The sequence below is a fragment of the Saccharothrix sp. HUAS TT1 genome, from assembly GCF_040744945.1.
Lineage (GTDB): Bacteria > Actinomycetota > Actinomycetes > Mycobacteriales > Pseudonocardiaceae > Actinosynnema.
Genome location: NZ_CP160454.1, coordinates 66,802 through 84,816, shown reverse-complemented (window position 1 = coordinate 84,816; position 18,015 = coordinate 66,802). Strand labels below are relative to the sequence as shown.

18 protein-coding genes and 1 tRNA gene are annotated in these 18,015 nt (G+C 74.0%); 10 read left to right on the top strand and 9 right to left on the bottom strand.

Going from position 1 to position 18,015, the window contains the following annotated elements:
• The first annotated feature begins 339 nt into the window (after nt 1-339).
• Complete coding sequence (locus AB0F89_RS37940; protein ID WP_367139707.1) at nt 340-2,805, top strand: NACHT domain-containing protein; 2,466 nt, start codon at nt 340-342, stop codon at nt 2,803-2,805.
• On the opposite strand, the gene AB0F89_RS37935 is transcribed toward AB0F89_RS37940, so the two are convergent.
• Nucleotides 2,767-4,023 carry a cytochrome P450 gene (locus tag AB0F89_RS37935; protein ID WP_367139705.1) on the bottom strand — a complete coding sequence of 419 codons (1,257 nt, stop codon included), beginning with the start codon at nt 4,021-4,023 and terminating at the stop codon, nt 2,767-2,769. The genes AB0F89_RS37940 and AB0F89_RS37935 overlap by 39 nt on opposite strands.
• 604 nt (nt 4,024-4,627) lie before the next feature.
• Here AB0F89_RS37935 and AB0F89_RS37930 point away from each other — a divergent pair.
• The 9 genes from AB0F89_RS37930 to AB0F89_RS37890 all read left to right on the top strand — a co-directional run bounded on the left by AB0F89_RS37930 (nt 4,628) and on the right by AB0F89_RS37890 (nt 11,803).
• Complete coding sequence (locus AB0F89_RS37930; protein ID WP_367139704.1) at nt 4,628-5,299, top strand: hypothetical protein; 672 nt, start codon at nt 4,628-4,630, stop codon at nt 5,297-5,299.
• Between the two features lie 76 nt (nt 5,300-5,375).
• Nucleotides 5,376-5,696 carry a hypothetical protein gene (locus AB0F89_RS37925; protein WP_367139702.1) on the top strand — a complete coding sequence of 107 codons (321 nt, stop codon included), beginning with the start codon at nt 5,376-5,378 and terminating at the stop codon, nt 5,694-5,696.
• Nucleotides 5,693-6,349, top strand: a complete 657-nt coding sequence (locus AB0F89_RS37920) for a hypothetical protein (RefSeq protein WP_367139700.1) — start codon at nt 5,693-5,695, stop codon at nt 6,347-6,349. Before AB0F89_RS37925 ends, AB0F89_RS37920 begins: the two co-directional genes overlap by 4 nt.
• Nucleotides 6,349-7,659: an MFS transporter gene (locus tag AB0F89_RS37915; protein WP_367139698.1), complete on the top strand. Its 1,311-nt coding sequence runs from the start codon at nt 6,349-6,351 to the stop codon at nt 7,657-7,659. The genes AB0F89_RS37920 and AB0F89_RS37915 overlap by 1 nt, the downstream gene beginning before the upstream one ends.
• A 187-nt stretch (nt 7,660-7,846) precedes the next feature.
• Nucleotides 7,847-7,923: transfer RNA gene (locus tag AB0F89_RS37910), tRNA-Leu, on the top strand.
• 142 nt (nt 7,924-8,065) lie between these two features.
• Nucleotides 8,066-8,563: a hypothetical protein gene (locus tag AB0F89_RS37905; protein ID WP_367139696.1), complete on the top strand. Its 498-nt coding sequence runs from the start codon at nt 8,066-8,068 to the stop codon at nt 8,561-8,563.
• Nucleotides 8,560-9,753: a DNA methyltransferase gene (locus AB0F89_RS37900; RefSeq protein WP_367139694.1), complete on the top strand. Its 1,194-nt coding sequence runs from the start codon at nt 8,560-8,562 to the stop codon at nt 9,751-9,753. Before AB0F89_RS37905 ends, AB0F89_RS37900 begins: the two co-directional genes overlap by 4 nt.
• The gene (locus AB0F89_RS37895; RefSeq protein ID WP_367139692.1) at nt 9,750-11,072 is read left to right on the top strand and encodes a hypothetical protein; all 1,323 of its coding nucleotides are present in this window, start codon (nt 9,750-9,752) and stop codon (nt 11,070-11,072) included. The genes AB0F89_RS37900 and AB0F89_RS37895 overlap by 4 nt, the downstream gene beginning before the upstream one ends.
• A 92-nt stretch (nt 11,073-11,164) precedes the next feature.
• Nucleotides 11,165-11,803 (top strand): hypothetical protein, encoded by a 639-nt coding sequence (locus AB0F89_RS37890; RefSeq protein WP_367139690.1) that lies wholly within the window; start codon nt 11,165-11,167, stop codon nt 11,801-11,803.
• Nucleotides 11,804-11,834: 31 nt separating this feature from the next.
• Here AB0F89_RS37890 and AB0F89_RS37885 read toward each other — a convergent pair whose 3' ends face one another.
• From AB0F89_RS37885 to AB0F89_RS37850, 8 genes are all read right to left on the bottom strand, one after another.
• On the bottom strand, nt 11,835-12,017 hold the full coding sequence (locus AB0F89_RS37885; protein ID WP_367139688.1) for a hypothetical protein: 183 nt from the start codon (nt 12,015-12,017) through the stop codon (nt 11,835-11,837).
• Nucleotides 12,018-12,085: 68 nt separating this feature from the next.
• Complete coding sequence (locus AB0F89_RS37880; RefSeq protein WP_367139686.1) at nt 12,086-12,400, bottom strand: hypothetical protein; 315 nt, start codon at nt 12,398-12,400, stop codon at nt 12,086-12,088.
• Between the two features lie 124 nt (nt 12,401-12,524).
• Complete coding sequence (locus AB0F89_RS37875) at nt 12,525-12,704, bottom strand: hypothetical protein (RefSeq protein WP_367139684.1); 180 nt, start codon at nt 12,702-12,704, stop codon at nt 12,525-12,527.
• 65 nt (nt 12,705-12,769) lie between these two features.
• On the bottom strand, nt 12,770-13,459 hold the full coding sequence (locus AB0F89_RS37870) for a hypothetical protein (protein ID WP_367139682.1): 690 nt from the start codon (nt 13,457-13,459) through the stop codon (nt 12,770-12,772).
• Between the two features lie 91 nt (nt 13,460-13,550).
• The gene (locus AB0F89_RS37865; protein WP_367139680.1) at nt 13,551-14,792 is read right to left on the bottom strand and encodes a hypothetical protein; all 1,242 of its coding nucleotides are present in this window, start codon (nt 14,790-14,792) and stop codon (nt 13,551-13,553) included.
• Nucleotides 14,793-15,021: 229 nt separating this feature from the next.
• Nucleotides 15,022-15,390, bottom strand: a complete 369-nt coding sequence (locus AB0F89_RS37860) for a hypothetical protein (RefSeq protein ID WP_367139678.1) — start codon at nt 15,388-15,390, stop codon at nt 15,022-15,024.
• Between the two features lie 270 nt (nt 15,391-15,660).
• Nucleotides 15,661-16,731 carry a hypothetical protein gene (locus AB0F89_RS37855; RefSeq protein ID WP_367139676.1) on the bottom strand — a complete coding sequence of 357 codons (1,071 nt, stop codon included), beginning with the start codon at nt 16,729-16,731 and terminating at the stop codon, nt 15,661-15,663.
• Nucleotides 16,732-17,066: 335 nt separating this feature from the next.
• Entirely contained in the window at nt 17,067-17,933 is an 867-nt protein-coding gene (locus AB0F89_RS37850) for a hypothetical protein (RefSeq protein ID WP_367139674.1), read from the bottom strand.
• Nucleotides 17,934-18,015: the final 82 nt, after the last annotated feature.

Sequence of the window (18,015 nt, the reverse complement as noted above, 5' to 3'; positions counted from 1 at the left end):
ATGTTTGGGGTGGTTGCGGGTCGGCCGGTGTCGATACTCCCGGTGACGCGGCCCGGAGGGTTTAGCCCATTCGGGTCCGAATCAATTCCGGGCGTGGGCACCGAACCGGTCGGACCGCACGAATGCGGAGATAACACTGTCGCGGTGCCTATACTCCGGAGACTCGCAGGCTTGTTTACGCAGGTGACGGACGGTTTCCGGGGAGGCGACCGCCGTAAGGTCCGATGTCGGGACGTCCGTTCGCCCGCAGGCTCCGTCCGGAGGGGGCCCGAATCCGCCGTACCCCTTCCGCTCGCGGCCCCTTGACCGGCCGGCGGGGGACGGGGACGGAGGATTCGGGTGGGCCACGCGACGAGCGACGACACGCTGCCCAGGCTGGTGATCCCGCGCGACGCGCCGCGCGTGGCGATCAAGTCGTCGGTGGGCCGGGCGCGGGAGATGGCGTTGGCGGTGGCCGAGCTGGACCGGCACCGACTGGTGACGTTGAAGGGTCCGGGCGGGGTGGGCAAGACGCACTTGGCGCAGCAGGTCGCGGTCCGCGTCGAGGACCGCTACGCCGACGGGGTGGTCACCTTGCCGCTGGCCACGGTCGCCGCGAACGAGGCGGACCTGGAGGGGGCGCTGTTGCGCCGCTTCGGCCTGCTGAACAACAACCCGTCGGCGAACGGCACCGTGCTGCTGATGGAGCTGCTGCGCGAGCGGGAGCTGCTGCTGGTGCTGGACAACGCCGAGCACCTGGTGGTGCCGGCCGAACCGGGCGTCGCCGCGCCGCTGCCGGGTCTGGTCGGCACGCTGCTGGGCGCCGCGCCCCGCCTGCACGTGCTGGTCACCAGCCAGTTCCGGTTGGGGCTGGGCGGCGCGGAGTTCGTGCTGGAGGTGCCACCGCTGTCGTGGACGGCCCGCCGGGACGGTTCGCTGCCCGAGGCGGTGCAGCTGCTGCGCGACCGCCTGGCGCTGCACAAGAAGTCGCTGGAGACCGAGGAGGACTTCCGGTTGGCGGCGCGGCTGTGCGACAAGGTCGCCGGGGTGGCGTTGGGCATCGAGCTGGCGGCTGGCCTGGCCGACGGCATGACGCTGGCCGAGATCGTGGAGGAGCTGGACCACCCGATGGAGGTGCTGGTCAGCGAGCACGCCGAGCAGGCCGCGCACCGCAGCCTGTACACGGCGATGGCCACGACCTACGGGCTGCTCGACGAGCAGCACCGGCGGCTGTGGGTGGTGTTGAGCTGCTTCCCCGACACCTTCGACGTGGAGGCGGCGGCGGCGGTCGCGGAGGGCAGCGGCGTGCCGGTGCGCACGATGCGCCTGGCGCTGGCGGACCTGGTGCACGGCTCGGTGCTGCGGCAGCGGGAGGAGCGGGGCCGCAGCTGGTACGACATGCTCGCGCCGATCCGCCAGTTCGGGGCGGTGGTGGACCCGGAGCTGGTCGAGCGGGCCCGTGCCGCGCACGCCGACCACTTCGCCGCGGTGGCCGCGCGTGCCGCCCGCGAGTGGTACGGGCCGGGCGAGGTCCCCTGGATGTACCTGCTCGACACCTACATGCCGAGCGTGCGCGCGGCGGTGGCGTGGCGGCTGGAGCACGGCCAGGAGCAGCAGGCGCTGGAGCTGGCGCTCGCGTTGTGCTCGACCAGGTATTTCACGTTCGCCGGGGTGTTGAACGAGGCGCGTCGCCTGCTGGAGACGTGCCTGGCGGCGCAGGGCGACCGGGTGAGCGTGGCGTCGGCGTGCGCGCTGGCGTTGGGGGCGTGGACGGCGCTGATCCAGGGCAAGCAGGCCATCGCGGCGGATCTGCTGGAGCGGGCGGAGGAGCACCTGGCGCGGCTGGGCGACGTGGAGACTCCGATGCTGGTGGAGTACGCCCAGGGCGCGTACTCCTTCATCTCCGAACCCGACCTGGCGCGGGCGCGCATGTCGGTGACGGTGCTACACCAGCTGGCGGTGCGCACGAACGACCCGATGGTGTGGCTGTTCGCCGGGATCGACGCCGCGTTCCACGCCAACAGCCACCTGGCCTACGAGATCGCCCGCGCCCACCTGGCCGACGCCGAGGCGCACGGCGCGCAGTGGGTGATCTCGTGGGCGCTGTGGACGCTGTCGATGGTGGAGCACCGCCACGGCGACCCGGAGCAGGCGTGGGGGCTTCTGCAGCGCGCCTTGTCGATGCAGGTGCGCATGGGCGACACGTGGGGTCCGGCGTGGACGTTGTGGTCGATGGCGGTGGTGGCGGCCGACGCCGGGAACCACGCGACGGCGGCGAGGTTGTTCGGCGGGGCGTGGGAGCGGCAGAAGCGCACCGACGTGTCGGTCGACGGGCTCCAGCCGTGGCTGCGGGTGCAGACCGCGGCGGTGGCGGCGTGCGTGACCGCGCTGGGCAGGCGCCGCTACGAGGTGGAGTCGGCGCAGGGGCGGATGGGCATGTCGTATGAGGAGGTGGTGGCGCTGGCGCTGGGGTTGCCGTCGCCGTCGTCGCGGCCGGGCACCCCGGACGTGCTGCCGGGCGGGTTGACCGAGCGGGAGTACGAGCTGGTGCGGCTGCTCGGGGACAACCCGGACCTGACCAACCGGGATCTGACCGCGCTCATGGGCATCGAGCTGCGGTCGGTGGAGGACCTGGTGACGCGGGCCCGCCGCAAGACGGGTGTGGGCCGCCGCGAGTTCGGCGCCTGGTTGGCGGCGCAGGAGCAGGCCGCGTCGCCGGTGCCGGCGCAGGCGTCGAACCCGTCGGCGGGCACGGTCGGTCGGGATGGTGCGGGCCCGGGTGCGGGTTCAGGCGGCGAGCGGGCCGGCGGCGAGACGCACGGGTAGCGCCTCCAGGCCGTTCATGATGGTGGATTCGGTGCGGTTGACCCAGCGGGCGGCGGCCGTGCCGGGCCGGACGGGCACGCCGGGTTCGGCGTGCGGGAAGCGTCTGGTGACCAGCCGCAGCACGATCTCGCCTTCGGCGCGGCCCAGCGGAGCGCCGAGGCAGGTGTGCGGGCCGTGGCCGAAGGCGAGGTGGCCGCGGGTGTCGCGGCCGAGGTCGAACCGGTCGGGCTGGTCCCAGCGGCGCGGGTCGCGGTTGGCGGAGTCCAGGGACACCATGACCAGCTCCCCCGCCGGGATCGTGACGCCGCCGTAGACGACGGGTTCGAGGGTGACGCGGTGGGTGGCGGTGCGCACCGGGCAGTCCCAGCGCAGCGTCTCCTCCACGGCGCGGGCCGCGAGCTCGGGGTGCTCGGCGACGCTGGTCCACAGCGGCGGGTGGGTGAGCAGGGCGAGCATGGCGTTGCCGAGCAGGTTGACGGTGGTCTCGTGGCCGGCGACGAACACCAGGAACAGGATGTCGATCAGCTGGGTGTCGTCGGCGTCGAGCAGGGCGGTGGTGAGGTCCCCGCCGTCGCGGCCGTGGCGGGCGGCGGCGCGCTTGGCGGCGATGAGGTCGGCGAAGAACGAGGCCATCTCGTCGGAGGCGGGCACGTTGACGGCCGGGTCGTCGTTCATGAGCAGCACGGTGAGCCGGCGGAACCGGTCGCGGTCGACCTCGGGGATGCCGAGCAGTTCGCAGATCACGATGAGCGGCAGCGGCGCGGCCAGGTGCTCGACGACGTCGACCACGCCGCCGTCGGCGCGGCCGGGCAGCTCGTCGAGCAGGCCGAGGGCGATCCGCTCCATGCGCGGTCGCAGGTCACGGATACGTTTGGCGGTGAACGCGCCGGTGAGCAGCCTGCGCTGTGCGGCGTGGCGTTCGCCGTCGCGGAACAGGGCGGAGTCGCCGAACATGCGACTGAGGTCGGCCGGGACGGGCAGGCCGGCGGCGCGGGCCAGGTCGGCGATCGTGTCCCGCACCAGGACGGATTCCTTGGACAGGCGCGGGTCGAGCAGGGCGGCGCGGGCGTCGGTGTCGCCGACGACCAGCCACGCGGGGGCGAGGCCGGGCAGGTAGGCCCGGCGGGGGCGTGCCCCGTCGGCCAGCATCGCGGCGTGCGCGGCCTGCGCGTGGTTGCGGTAGGTGCCTGTGAACAGCTCGACGTCGGAGGGGGTCACCGGCGCTGCCTTCCTGCCTGGGGGCGGGTGGGGGTGTCGCCTATCAGGATCGGGGACGGCGACGAGTGCGCCCACCTGCGACGACCGGGGAATTCGCGGGCGGCGACCACGTAGCGCGACGACTGCTACCACGTACTGCCGGGCCGGCGACCACGTAGACGGGCGGGGTCGACCACGTACCGGCGGGCGACGTCCCCGGTGCCGGCTCCACGCAGGGTGGGTGGCTCCACGGTGCGCGGGTGGTGCTTCTACCGGACCACACGGGTAGCCGGACCGTAATTCAGCGGTCACCCACAGTTTTGTACGACACCATCGGGTCGTAGCGTCGTTCGTGTCGCCCTGACCCGGAATCGGGGCGGCGGGCCGCGGATGAACCTCCGGCGGCCACGAGAACGGGACGCACCCGGCGGAGGTGCGTCGCGCAGGGACGACGCCGGCTCCCCAACCCGACGGCGTGGTGTCCACCCGTACTCGAGTCGCCGGAGGTTCCCCGCGGCCGGGGCGGAAGGGGGCAGGAACCGGCCGGGCATCGCTCACGCCCCCCGAGGCGGTGTCCGGCCGGCCCCCCTTCGCCCTCGACCCGACCTTGGAGGCGTCTACCCACATGGCCTCGACCGGTTCCACCACCACCCGTTCCACCCTGATCCGATCGACCCCGACCCGGCCGGCTCCGGTCCCGTCCCCGACCGGGGCCGGAGCCGTCGCGCGGCTCGCCGCGCCGCCCGCGCCGCTGCCCCGCTACGACGGCCCCGAACGACGCGCTGCGCCGCCGCCGCGTCGTTCGGGCGGCTGCACGGCGGCGTTCGTGCGCGACCCGGTCGAGCGCGGCCGGCGCGAACTGCGCGCCTGCCTGGAGGACCTGTTGGCCGTCAACGCCGTGCAGCTGCCCTACCGGGCGCTGTGTGCGCTGCGCGAGCTGTGGACGGCCTGCGACGAGGTGCTGCACCGGCCGCTGCCGGACGGCGACGAGGCGCGCGAGTTCGCCGACACGGTGCGCCTGGTCCAGGCCCGCGTGGAGCGGCGCATCCGGCCGTGGGCGGAGGTGACGGCACTGCCGGCCGACGAGTCCACCCGGGTCGAGCTGGGGGCGTCGGTGCTGGGGCTGTGCATGGATTTGCAGAGCCTGGCGGACCTGATGCACCCCGACCTGCGGGTGCGGAACGTGACGATCTCGTGGTTCGCGCCGTCGGCGGGCCGCACGGTGACCTTCGCCGGCGCGTACCTGCCCGACGCGGAGCCGCCGTGCTGCCTGCCGCCCGCCGCGCAGGCCGGCTGACGCCCGTTCCGCTTCTCCCGCTTCGAATTCCCTGTTTCGACAACGGGCCCCGCCGGGCCCCGGAAAGGCCATTCCCGTGAGCACCCTGACCACGACCACCGTGCAGTGCGACCGCCTGGGCTGCGGCGAGTGGGAACCGCGCGCCGAGACCACCTCCGGGCTGAAGAACGCGCGGCGCAACGCCGCCGTCTTCGGCTGGACGCTGCGCCGCGTCGACGGCCACGACCGCGACCTGTGCCCGGCCTGCTCGCCGATGCGCGACCCGGAGTTCGTCGTCCTCGCCTTCCTCGTCGAGCAGCCTGCCGAACCTCCTCGCCGAACCGGGCTCCGTCGGTCCACCACCCGCCGGACCGGTGTTCGCGGTCGTGGCCTGCACCTCCAGGCGACCCGGCGATGACGAGCTTCACGGCCTACGCGCACCCGGAGCGGGTCACCGTGCCGAGTCCCGATCTCGACAACCACGACGGCCGGGTGGAGTACCTGGGCGACCTGCTGTGCGGGCTGCGGTTCCACTTCACGTTCGTGTTCACCTCCTGGCTGGGCCTGGGCGGCGGGCTGGCGCGCGTGGCCCGCGTGCCGGACACGACGCACCTGCTCAGCGAGCACGAGGCGCGACTGATGCGCCTGCCGGCCGGAACAGAGGTGCTGCTGCGGCGGGGCTGGCTGGTCGCCCGCGGTGACCGGTACGGGCGGCACCTGGCCGCGGTGGACTCGCTGGTGCATCCGGGCCGGCTGGGTCTGGCCGGGTCGGAGCTGGAGGCGTTCACGGCGGGCCACACCCCGCTGGGGGCGTTGGCGGCGGGCGCCCGCCACACCCAGTACGTGTTCCCGGTGGTGCCGGGCGAACCCGAGTACGACGACCTGTCGATGCCGCCGGCGCTGCCCGACGAGGACGACGACGTGCCGGTGCTGCGGTCGCTGGCGACGTTGGAGCGCAGGGGCAAGCCGTTCGCCGTCGCCGCCGAGCGCGTCTACAAGCCGGCGATCGACCACGCCAACGTGGCGGTGGTGCGCAACCTGCTGGCGCCGCTGCTGGACGGGGTGGCGTGATGGGTCGCCGGTCCCCGGCCGGTGCGGTCCCGGTCGAGCCGACCCCGACCGGCTCGACCGGGACCGGACCGACCGGTCCCGCCCTGGCCGGACCCGAACCGGCCGGGGCGGCGCGGGTGCGTCCGCGCACCTACGCCCTGGCCGGGGCGACGGTCGCCGCCGGCACCAGCGGCTACCTGGTGGCCGCCGTGCTGCCCGAACTCGCTGCCGGGCTGGAGGTGTCGGTACCGCAGGCCGGGCAGACCATCACCGCGTTCGCCCTGGCCTACGCGGTGTCCGCGCCGCTGCTGGCGGTGGCGACGGGCGGGTGGGAGCGGCGCACCCTGCTGGTGGCAGCGCTGATCGTGACCGCGGCGGGGAACCTCGGTGCGGCGGCGGCCGACGGCTTCGGCTGGCTGCTGGCGGCCCGGGTGGTGACGGCGCTGGGCGCGGCGCTGACCACCCCGGCCGCCACGGCGCTGGCGGCCGAGACGAACCCGCCGGGCGCGCGGGGCAGGGCGATGGCCGTGGTCACCGCGGGGTTGACCGCGGCCACCGTCCTGGGCGTCCCCGCCGGCAGGCTGGTGACCGACCTGGCGGGCGACTACCGGGCGGCGTTCCTGCTCGCGGCCGGGCTGTGCGGGGCGGCCGGCGTGCTGGTGGCGTTGGCCGCGCCCGCCGTGCCCGCCGGTCCCGCCGCAGGCCTGCGGCGGCGGCTCGGCGTGCTGCGGGACCGGTCGACGCGCCGGCTGCTGGCGGTGTCGCTGCTGGCGTGTCTGGGCACGTTCGCCGCCTACGGCTACCTGGCCGTGCTCGTGGCGGGCGGCGGCCGGGTCGACGCGGCGGTGGTGCTGCTCGGGTTCGGCGCGGGCGGCGTGGTCGGCAACGTGCTGGGCGGCCGGGCGGCGGACCGGTGGGGCAGCCGGACGCCGCTGCTGGTGGTGCTGGCCGGGTGCGCGGCGCTGCTCGCGGTCCTGGCGCCCGCCGTCGCGGCGGGCACGGGCCCGGCGGTGGCGGTGGCGGTGGTGTGGGGCGGCCTGTTCTGGGCGTTCAACCCGCCGTTGTTCGCCGGGCTGGTGGCGGTCGACCCGGCGCAGGCGGGGATGCGGCTGGCGCTGAACGCGTCGGCGATCTACCTGGGCATCGCCGGCGCGGGCGCGGTGGGCGGCGCGGTCGCCGACCTGGCGGGCGTGGAGCTGGTGCCGCCGGTGGCCGCGGTGCTGACCGCCGCCGCGCTGGTGGTGGCCGCCCTGGTCCGGCCGCGTCCCCCGCGACCGGAACGGGCACGGTCGAAGGCGGCCGGTCGGCCGGTGCCGCTGTTACCCGGCTGACCGGCCCGCACAGACCCGACGCCCCGGCGTTTTTGGCCACGCGGGGGCATTCCGGAAGGCACCGGCACGCGGAGCACGCGCGCGTCCGCGTCCGGTGGCCGGCGGCGTCCCACCCGATCTCCCGCTTCCTCCGGGTGGGGCGTCCGCCGCCGGCCGTGACGTGCCGGCCACATCCTGGTCCGACCTGGCCGTCGTAGCCCAATGGCAGAGGCAGCCGCCTTAAAAGCGGGCCATGTGCGGGTTCGAATCCCGCCGGCGGCACCACGCGGAAGTCCGCGCGAATCCTGACCGAAGTCCACGAATCCCGGAGAAAGTCCACGAATCCCGACGCGGAGGACACCATGCGCCACGACCGGAGCACGCGCTCGACGACCCCGACGGCGACCGGAACCCGGGGAGGCCGGCGATGATGCCGGGCGCGGGCGGCACCGCCGTGGTCGACCCCGTGGTGGCCGGTCCTGCCGAGGTCGACGCCGGGCGGGACCGGACCGCGGTGTGGATCGAGGGCCTGCGGGAGTTCCTGTCGTTCGCGGTGCCGCTGATGATCGCCCACACGCGCGGGTGGGACGCCACGCGGCGTCGGGAGGTCGCCGCCCGCGACGCGGCCACCATCGCCTCCTGCGGCGACGCCCTCCAGTTCCCCGGCCGCGACGCACGCGCCCGGCAGCGCACGGCGTCGGCGGCGACCGCGCTGGCGCGCGGGACGGCGTTGTTGGCGCACGAACCGGGCGGCGTCATCCGGTACGGCATCCACTGGTGCGCGGCCCTGCATCCGGGCGGGGTGGTCGCCGATCCCGGCACGGCCCACCGCCACAGCATCGCCGCCCGCGCGGCGCGACCGGCAACGGTCTCCGCCGGCGGGGCCGCGTCGACGCCCCGAGCCGCACCGGGTGGTGGGCGGTGAACCCGGCCGTGGTGCTGCCGGAGTTGGTGGACCAGGCGCTGGCGGACCGGGACGGCGCGGTCGACCCGGACGGCTTGGCGGAGGTCGCGGAGGAGACGGCCGTGCGCCTGTCCTCGCGGATGGACCGGCTGCACACGCCCGACGGCGACGAGCCGGCCCTGTTCGACCTGGCGGTCGGGCTGTCGATCCTGGCCCGTCGTCGGGGTGGGGTGACGTGGCTGGGGCGGCACTGGTGCGCGGACGGCCATGACGACTGCCCGGGTGACGGCATGTTGGCGTGGCCGTCGCAGGACCGGGTGGGCGCGGTGTACACCCCGCCGTGGTTGGCGACGGAGATCGCCCGCCACACCGTGCGCGCCGCCGTCGCCGCGGTGGGGCCGCTGCACACCGCCGACACCGAGGTGTGGCGGTTGCGTCCGCTGGAGCAGCTGCTGGGACTGCGGATCGCGGACATCGCGTGCGGTTCGGGGGCGCTGCTGGTGGCCGCCGCCCGTGACCTGGTGGACACGGTGACGGCGGCCCTGGTGCAGGCGGGGTTGGACGAGGCGGTGTCGCGGCGGGCGGTCGCCGAACGGGTGGTGCGGTCCTGCCTGTACGGGGTGGATCTCGACCCGTTGGCGGTGGCGTCGACCCGGTTGTGCCTGGCGCTGCTGGCGCCGCACGCCCGGGTCGACGCCGAGGTGGCCACCCGGGTCGTGCCGGGTGACGCGCTGCTTACCGACCCGGTGCTGCTGTGGCCGCACCTGGAGCCGTGGCCGGGACTGGACGCGGTGGTGGGCAACCCTCCGTGGCTGGGCGGCGGGCGCATCACCGGCGTGCTGGGCCGGGACTACCGGGAGCGGCTGGTGCGCGAGGTGGGCCGCGGTCGTCGGGGCAGCGCGGACCTGAGCGCGTACTTCCTGCTGCGCGCCCACGACCTGCTGCACCGGGGCGGGCAGCTCGGGATGGTGTTCACCAACACGATCGCCCAGGGCGCGACCCGCGAAGTCGGCTTGGACCAGGTGGTCGCGGAGGGCGGCACGATCTGGCGCGCGATCAAGAACCTGGAGTGGCCCACCGACAGGGCTTCGGTGCACTGCTCACTGGTGTGGATCTCCCGCGCTCCGGTCGTCAACACCGAACTGGTCCTCGCGGGCGGCGTCCGGCCCGCCGGAGGGGAAACCGCCACGACGGGACGGAAGTCGGTGTGAACGCGGACGCGGCGGTGCGGGTCGAGCCGGCGGAGCCGCCGGTCGCGGACCGCCAGCCGTTCCTGCCGCGCGACCTGCTCGCCGACGCGGGCCGGGTCGGCGACGGGCTCGCCGATGACGTCGGCCGGCAGGCGGCGGCGGTCACGGTGCACGCCGCCGCCCTGGAACAGCACGCCCGCCGGATCGGACTGGGTTCGTCCCTGGCCGACGTCGCCCGCCTGCACCCGGCCCTGGACGGCCTGGCCGACGTCGACACGAGCCGGCCGGAGGTGCGCGGCCTGTGGGAGCGGCGCCGGGCGGTGCCCGACGACACGGCGGTGCTGTGGTGGTCCTACCCGCTGGGCGACCTCTACCAGGCGCTTTCGGTGGAGTCCCGCAAGAACCGGGCTTTGTGTCAAACCCCGTGGTGGGTCGCCGACCTGCTGCTGCGCGTCTCCTACGACCGGGCGGTGGAGGACTGGGCGGCGCCCAGGATCATCGACCCGTCGTGCGGCACCGGGCACCTGCTGCTGGAGTCCTGGACCCGGATCGTGGGCAGTGGGCCGGGTGGAGCGGAGAACCTGTTCGCCGCCGCCGACCGGGTGCACGGCGTCGACCTCGACCCGTACGCGGTGCTGGTGGCCCGCTACCGGATGGTGGCGTTGGCGTGGGCCCGGCTGCGGCACCGGCACGACCTCGGTGTGCTGCGAGACCTTCCGCTGCACGTGCACGCGGCGGACAGCCTGCTCGACGAGCATCCGCTGCTCGCGCCCGCCCGGTACGAGGTGGTGCTGGCGAACCCGCCCTACATCACCCCGAAGGATCCGGCGGCGAACGCGGCGATCCGAGCCCGTTACCCCGAGGTGTGCTCCGGGAAGTACAGCCTGGCGCTGCCGTTCCACTCGTTGATGATGCGGCTGCTCGTCGACGGCGGCTGGTGCGCCCAGCTCACCGCGAACAGCTTCATGAAGCGGGAGTTCGGCCGCAAGTACGTACAGGACTGGCTGCCCAGGTTCGACGCCCGCTGGATCATCGACTGCTCCGGCGCCTACATCCCCGGCCACGGCACGCCGACGGTGATCCTCGTGCACCGCAACCGGCCGCCGGTCGGCGACACGGTCCGGGTCGTGCAGGGTGTGCGCGGCGAACCGGCCACGCCGGCTGTTCCGGCGCGCGGTCTGGTGTGGACGGCGATCCGCGACGCGGTGCACGCCGCGGAGAGCGCCGACCGTTTCGCCCGACGCGCCCCCACCCACCGGGAGATGATCACCCGACCGGGATCGCGTGGGCACCGAATGTGTTCCGAAGACTCTGTCGCCACACCGTCCGGGAGGCAGTGATGAACCGCGACCCCGCCGCCCTGCTCGATGCGCTGGCCCCCAGTCTCGTCCGGGGCGCGCGGACAGCGCGATCCGGTCCGCCGGATCTGCTGGTGAGGGTCACGACGGACGCGGAGGTGCGCAACGCCCTGGTCGTCTTGTTGGCGACCGCCTACACGTACCGGGTGGCGGACATCGCCCGCATCTTCGGCATGGAGGTCAACTCCGCGCGCACCGCGTTGAGCCGGCTTCCGAACGATGTCCGGTTGCGGGTGCACGCGCTGCTGGACTTCCACCACGGCGCGCCGCCCGTCACCGACCGCGCCGTGGTGGCGGACACCACCCCGGCGCCCGTGCCGTCGGAAGCGAAGCACCGCACGCCGCAACCGTCCGTACCACCGCTACCCGCACCGATGCCGGTGGTGCGCCATCCGCACATCCGTCGGACACCGCGCCGGGAGGCCGACCCGAACCGACCGCGTAAGCCGCGCGGGGTGTGCCCGGTGTGCGAGCGCGAGTACCAGCTGCGCATGGACGGGCGGCTGCGGCACCACAAGCGGCACGACCCGTACCAGCGGCGCTGCGACGGCACGCACGAGTGGCCGCTTCCGGCCGCCGCGCCGGAACCGGTGGCGGCGGAGGTGTCGGCCGGCGTGCTCGGGGACGTGCCGGTGGGGGTGCCGCCGCGGCTGATGATCCTGGTCGACGACTGGCCGGACATCGAGGTCGCGGTGGCGTCGGCGGACGCGTGAACCTGCCGGTTCGTGATTCGCGAATCGTGAATCATGAACCGGTGCGGCCGTGTTCGGCGTCCTGTTCGCGTTGGCAGTGGTCGCAGGACAGGACACGGCGGGTGGTGGCGTGGCGGCGGTCGTGCCACCGGCGGCTGGTGCCGATGAACGCGGTGGCGGTGAGCACGAGCAGGCCGAGCAGGACGCCGGTGGCGAGGGCGCCGGTGAGGGGCACGGTTCCTCCGTTCGACGACCGGTCCCGCACACCGCCTGCGGGTGCGCGGAACCGGGGGTGCCCGATGCTCAGAAGGTGACCGCCCGCAGAGCCTCCAGGCCCTCCCGGACGCTGTCCACGGTCTTGGTGAGCGGGAAACCGCGCTCGCATTCGCAGGTGGAGACGACGATCCGGTCCGGGTGGCACATCACCCACCCGGCCAGGTGCGCCCCGACATTGGGGGTCTTGAACACCTGGTGGACGATCACGGCCTCCTCCTCGCCCGGACCCCATCCGGCCCACCGGACGTATTCCTTGACCTCGAAGCCCTCGAAGCCGTACACGCCGGTGGGGATCATGTCCTTGCACGTGGTGTCCGTGACCGGTTGGTTCGTGATAGCCATTCCGGACCTCCCTGGATAACCGCACCGCTATTTCCGTACCATTTATCCTAATAGACCGCGCACGCGAATTCCATTATTGGCGTGCTTTTTCGGTTCCATCGGGTGTGGTACCGGCAACACTCGGTTATCGGGGAAAGTGCTCGATGACGAGCAGCACGATGGTGACGGGCAGGGACACGGCCGCGAGCCAGCGGATGACCAGCCGGGCCCGGGCGGCGCGGCGGAAGTCGGGGATGACGTGGTGCAGGCCGTGTTCGGCGAGCAGCGCTTCGCCGTCGCGTATCCGCCGCAGGGGGCTGCGCATGGTGTCCTCCCGGTGGCGTCCCGGCGGGGTCGGCCGGAACGCCACCAGTATGGCGGAGACGTCGCTCAGCGGCCCGTGTCGGCGTAGGCGGCGGTGAGTTCGTCGACGAGCTTCTTCCGGGCCGGGGTCAGCGGGTGGCGGAAGAACTCGTCGGGCCGGAACGTCTTCACCGACCACAGGGCGCCCTGCTCGCCCTCCTGCGGCTCGTACACCCAGAGCCGGAGCCCGCCCTTGTGCACGGGACCGCCGAACTCGACCTCGACGGCGTCGGGGTGCGGGGCGTCGGCCGGTTCGCTGTCCACCGGCCGGCCCATCTCCACCTGGGCGATCAGCCGGTGGATCTCGTTGTCGAGGATGCGCCGCTGCTGCTCGCGGCGCTTCTCCTCGCGCCGGGCTTCGGCCGCCGCGTCGGCTTCGGGGTCGACCGGGCCGAGGACGGCGGTGACCTCCTCCTCGGTGGCGGGGCGGACGCGGGCGGCGTAGACGGTGCCGCGGTCGTCGCCGACGCCGAAGGACAGGCCGTCCTCCGACCAGTACTCCTGCGCGACCTCGATCGGCACGACGTAGCCCATCTGCTTCTTCTGGTCGATCGGGGTGTACTGGCGGGGCGTGGTGAAGTCGGGGTGCTGGGACTTCCACCACCAGACGCGGGTGACCTCGCCGACGACGTAGCGGGTGCCGCCGTTGCCGGAGCCGCGGGTCACGATCATCTCGCCGGGGCCGGCGACGAGGTCCTGGGGCTTGAGCTTGGCCATGCTGTTTCTCCTCGTGCGCGAAGTGGATGGGACTGCTGCGCCCCCGTTCGCACGGGAGGGGTGGCGGGCGGGCCGCCGGGGTGCTGCCGGGTCAGGCGGTCGGGGTGGGCGGGCGGTTGTTGCCGCCGCGCCGTCGCGGGGGTTCGGCGATGTCGTAGTCGGCGAGGAGCGCGGCGAGGCGTTCCAGCGGGGCGGCGATCTCCGGGTCCAGGGGTGACGGCGGGGCGAGGGCCCACGGGTTGCGGGCGAGCTTGTCGCGGTAGCGGGCGAGGGCGGCGATCAGGGACCGCGCCTGCTCGGGGGTGCCGGCCAGGTCGCGCCAGCCGCCGGCGAGGTCGGCGGTGCGCCCCAGCGACCAGGCCAGCGACCGCACGTCCTGGTCGAACAGGGGCCCGTCGTCGAGGCGGTGCACCGCGGCGGCGGCATCGACGCACGCGGTGCGCCACGGGTCGAGGTTCGCGGCGAGCCAGGCGTTGGGGCGCAGGACGGCGTCGGCGCGGCTTCCGGGCCACCGTTTGCCCAGGGTGGTGCGGCTGAGGCCGAGCAGGAGGCTCAGCCTGCCCAGGGCGGTGCCGTCGGCGACGGCCTGCATGGCGTGGTGCAGCTGCCGTTCGTCGAGCAGGCCGGCGACGATGTCGCGCACGGCTTCGAGGGTGAGGACGCGGACGCGCGGGTCGTGGGCGAGAGTCCCGCCGCCGCCGAGGTGGTGGGCGACGGCGGCGAGCGCGGAGCCGAGCTCGTCGAGGACGGACGCGGGCACCACGTGGACGTCGAGCGGCGGCCGGGGCGGCGGGGTGTCCTCGGGACGGAGGCGGTCGAGCAGGTCGACGGCTGCCAGCCAGCGGCGGATGCGCAGGGCCTGCACGCCGGTGGCGGCGAGGTAGGCGACGGCCTTGTCGGCGTCGTGCCACTGCGAGCCGCCGGCGGCCAGCGCCTCGTCGGCGAGGGTCCACGCCTCGTGCCCCTCGGGCAGGTCGCGGGGGAAGGACGTGACGGCGAAGTACTGCTCGGCCTGCCAGCGGGCGCCGCTCGCGGCCTGGTACCGGGTCTCGGGGTCGGCCGGGTCGTGGTGGAGCACCCAGGCGGCGACGAGGTTGCGTTCGTCGGCGTTGCGACGCAGCCGCAGCTCGTCGGCGCGGTAGCCGTAGATGCCGGAGGCGACCGTCGGCAGTACGGCGGTCACCTCGTTCTCGGTGGGGCCGTTGGTCCACTCCACGCGCCACACGGTGGTGTTGCGCGGGCCGCTGGAGTAGTCGGCGGTGAAGCGGTGCCCGAAGTGCGCGGAGAGGGCGTCGGCGACTCTGCGTGTGGCCGTGCCCTTGTTCGGCGCCATCGTGCTCTCCCGTCCGATTCGGCAGGAAACCGCAGCTCCAACCATGACGAATTTACTTCGTCATGGTAGCAGGAGGGGCGACCGGGCGACAGGCGGGTCCGGTGAGGCGTCACCCGCCGGGGTCGCGACCCGCGCCTTCCCGTGGAACGGGGAGAGCGGGCGTGGCGACCGGGAAGGTCACCGCGCCCGCTCGGATCACCGCAGGTCAGGACATGACGAAACGACTTCGTCAGATCGGGTAGACGGCGGGCGGCGCGGCCGGCGTGGAGGGGAACAGCGTCGGAAGCTCCGCCGCGCCCGTACGGCACCCGCACAGGCTGTTGGGCAGGCCCTCGGGGTGCTCGGGGGTCACGCCGTGCAGGTAGTCCAGGTACGCCTGCGCGCCGTCGATCACCAGGATCTGCGACTCCGCCTCCAGCACCCGGGGCAGCGTGTCGGTGAAGTGCTCGGGGTTCGCGTCGAAGTCCGCGTCGGTGCTGATCCGGAGTTCGTGGCAGACGCGCCTGGTGCGCCGGGCGAAGTGGCGCAGCGCGTCGGCGGTCACCTCGTCGGGCTGCTCGTCGTCACGGATTTCGAGTTCGGTGTCCGCAGTGCTCACGTCTCGTTCTCCTTCGGTCGTTGCCCGGAGGGCTGAGGGTCGGGATGTGCTCTTGCGCCGCACCGGCCCGGATGACAGGGAACTGCTGGTCACCGAGCCCATGAGCGGTCGTCGGACGGGTGGATCCTAGCCGGGAACCACGGATTGATCCGTCCACCGTCGTTTTCGGATATTCACGGAAATCGGAGCCGCAGAAATGCGGCCACTATCGCAGTCGGGAATCGATGCGGTCTGCTGTGCGAATTCATCGGGGCCGATCGGGTGGCTTGGTCACCAGTCACGGACGTCGACGTGGCGCAGTTCGTCGCGCAGGTCGCGTTCGTCGCATCGTGCGCGCCGGGTGCGCGGTTGTGGCTGTTCGTGTCGTTCCCGCTCGCGTCGCAGCTGCTCCCGCACATGGCCGGGGTTGTGCTCCAGGTGCCGGTGGGCGTTGAGGGTCCTGGCGCGCGGGTAGCGGATCTGCCCGTCGTCCTGGCCCTCGTACCGGGGTCGGCCGGGTCCGGGGGTGAGCGGGTCGAGGTGGTAGGCGGCGAGGACGTCGTCGAGGTCGCGGCCGTCGGCGCCGAACAGCTCGGCGACCTGGTCGCGGGTGAGGCTGCGGCGGTCGCCGATCGCGTCGAACGGCAGCAGCGGCGTCAGCTCGTCCACGATGTCGGCGAGTTCGCCGTGCAGTCGGTAGCAGCGCAGCGCCCAGTGGTGGCCGCGGTCCAGCCACACCACGCCCCGGTCGGGGTCGGGGTCGGGGTGGAGCAGGGCGCGGCCGTGGTCGTTGTTGCCGGGGCGGGCGAGGAGGTGGCCGTCGAGGGTGCGCAGGTGCCGGTGCCGGCGCGCGTCGGCCACCCGGGCGTCGGCGTACTCGGCGCGCACCCCGGCACGGATCTCGTGTTCGTCGGACATGTCCACGTGCGACAGGTCCGGGTCGGGCACCTCGCCGTCCGCCTGGTCCAGCCCGCGGGTGAGGGCGTCGAGGCGGTCGAGGAGGCGGTGGGTGGTGGCGTCGCGTTCCTCCTCGGCCAGCAGCGGCGCGGCCTCCTGTGGGGTGGCGGGCCGTACCACGGCGACCGTGCAGTCCAAGTCGAACTCGTCGTCGGCGCCGGGCTCGGACCAGCCGCCCGGCCGGGAGGTCCGCACGCGCAGGGGGACGACGACGGAGGTGTGCCTGGTCTGCGGTTCGCCGTGGTAGCCGGTGGTGTGCTCGGTGGTGAGGCCGGGGTGGTCGTGGGCCAGCCAAGGGGGGTCGGCGCGTTCGGCCAGCCACTCCAGGCGGACGGGTGCACCGACTTCGACGTGTCGGTCGGGGACGGTCTCGACGGTGGGGTGGTCGGTGGCGGGTCGCGGCATCGGGTCGCTCCTGCTCGGGTTCGTGCCCGGCCGGTCACGGACGGGACGGTGGCGTGGGCGTGGTGGCGGGCGCCGCGCGAAGGGGCGCGGGCGTGCCGACGGTGCCCGTGGAGGCGTTGCGATCCTCACCGGCCTGCGACCAGGCGGTGCTGGCGACCGCGGGGCGGGCCCGTGGTCGCGGGGATGATCCTCGCCGTGCGCGTGGGCGCCCGGCGCTGTGCGGGTCGGGTCGTGCCCGGCCGGTGGACGAACGGTACCGCAGTGGGCGTTTCCGCAGGTGCGGACGTGTCCTGGCCGGGTGGGCGGTGGTTCGCCGTGCCCGGCCGGGACGTCGGTCAGCCGTCGATGGTGCGCAGCACGGCCGGGGTGGCGTGCACGTAGCCCCACCACTCGCGTCCGCCGCCGTGCACGAACTGGGCGGGTCGCTCGGTCAGGCCGAGCAGGCGGATCCAGTCCTCCAGCTCGTCGAACTGCTCGCCGGGGTCCAGCTCCGGCGCGTCGTCGGCGGCGAGCCACCCTTCGAGGTAGAACGCCGAGGGGGCGTCCTCGGGGTCGCGGCCGTAGACGAACGTCCAGCGCAGGGCCGGGTAGTCGCCGTCGTCGCGGGCTACGGCGTAGCCGTTGAGCGCTGTGCTGATGCCCTCGGTAAGCGCGGCGTCGATCGCGTAGTCGGGCTTCCACGCGCCGGGGGCGGGCAGCCAGCCGCGGTCGTCGTCGTGGGCGCTGCGGGAGCCGGGCGGCGGGTCGACCTCGCGGTGCTCGGGCCAGCGGCGGGCGCCGCCGATGCGGCGGTAGTGCTGCTGCATGGCCTGCCGCGAGCGTCCGCCGAGGGCGTCGCCGAGGGTGGACCAGGTGTGCCCGGCGTCCCGGGCCGCTTCGATCAGCGCGACCTCGTCGCGGCGCAGCTCCTCCTCGACCGCGGGCAGCAGCTCCAGGGCGGCGACGGCCTCCTCGGCGGTGACGGCCCGGTCGCCGGTGCCGTCGCGGTGGGCGTCGCGGGCGGCCTGCGCGGCGGCGGCGATGAGCGTGCGGCTGTCGTGGGCGACGGCGGCGGCGCGTTCGTGGGCGGCGGCGAGTTCGCGGAAGTCGTCGGTGTCGGGCAGGTCGACGGTGACGAAGCGCATCAGCTTGCGGCGGCGGGCCTCCTGCTCGGCGGGCAGCAGGTGGTCGGCGGCGATCGGGATGCGGTCGGGCTCGGTCATGGTGTCAACGTATCGGTTGACACAAAGTTGTGTCAACCGATACGTTGACACCACGCAAGGTGCGACTCCCCCGACGACAAGG